The sequence below is a fragment of the Bradyrhizobium huanghuaihaiense genome (genome assembly GCF_007830635.1).
Classification (GTDB): domain Bacteria; phylum Pseudomonadota; class Alphaproteobacteria; order Rhizobiales; family Xanthobacteraceae; genus Bradyrhizobium; species Bradyrhizobium huanghuaihaiense.
In genome coordinates this window covers 1-1,058 of record NZ_VLLA01000100.1, presented here as the reverse complement: position 1 = coordinate 1,058, position 1,058 = coordinate 1, and the positions used below count along the sequence as shown (strand labels likewise).

Sequence of the window (1,058 nt, the reverse complement as noted above, 5' to 3'; positions counted from 1 at the left end):
CTGGTCGTTCGGCCGCACCTCGTAATTCTCCGTCGTTGCCGCCTCCATACCCCCCGCCAACGATTTGCAAACACGTTGATCAACAGACTGCAATCCCCACGCCAAACCTTTGCGAATGGGACGCGAACGTCGCTTACGGTTCTTCAGCGTCTGATGCCAGCGCTCGATCTTTCCCTGGGTCTGAGGATGGTACGGAGCGCCGCGCACGTGCTGCATGCCCTTCTGGTCGAGCCACTCGGCCAGATCATCCGCCACGTAACTCGAACCATTGTCGCTGAGAAGCCTTGGCCGGTGCGCGACGGCGCCGTCGTCTTGTCCTTGATCTCGTTCGCGGCCTTGATCACCACATAGACCGGGCTGGTGATGAGGTCATGCGCCTTCAGCAGCCGATAGACCGACGCCTCGGATACAAAGTACTTTCGTTCGTCGGTGAACCGCACGGCCAGCTCGCGTGGCGACAGCTCAGGTAACTCCAGCGCCAGGTCGATGATCTAGCCCCGCACATCGTCCGGGATGCGGTTCCAGACCCGGTCTGGTCGAGACCGATGATCGGCCAGAGCGGCGATGCCGCCCTCGCGGTAACGATCATGCTAGCGATAGAATGTGGCGCGCGGGATCCCGAGCTTGTCCAGCGTGCGCTTGGCCGGAGGTGCGATTGCTCGACCAAATGGATGAATCTCGGCCTTCTCTGAGGCGGGATACCTCATGCCTCGTCCTCCCCATCTCCGTTCATACTTTTTTTGAGCAGACGGTTCTCCAGCGTCAGATCGGCGACGGCCTCCTTCAAGGCGCCGGCCTCCCGGCGGAGGTCCTTCACCTCGCCGGAGGTCGCAGCTCGTGCCGTGTCGCCGGCCAGGCGGCGCTTGCCGGCCTCGAGAAACTCCTTGGACCAGCCGTAATAGATCGAGGCGGCAATGCCTTCTCGGCGACAAAGCTCGGAGATGTTCTCCTCGCCGCGCAATCCTTCTAGTACCCGGAATCAGAGCTGAGTGATACGGCGGCCTTTGAAACGGCGTTGACGGACCTTTTTCTTGGTCCAGACGAAGGGCTCGGCTCTG

Annotated in this window: 1 pseudogene; it reads right to left on the bottom strand. The window is 61.4% G+C overall.

The features are described from left to right. Positions 1-135: 135 nt before the first annotated feature. Positions 136-973: pseudogene (locus IQ16_RS44975) on the bottom strand (helix-turn-helix domain-containing protein); the annotation flags it as partial. Positions 974-1,058 lie beyond the last annotated feature (85 nt).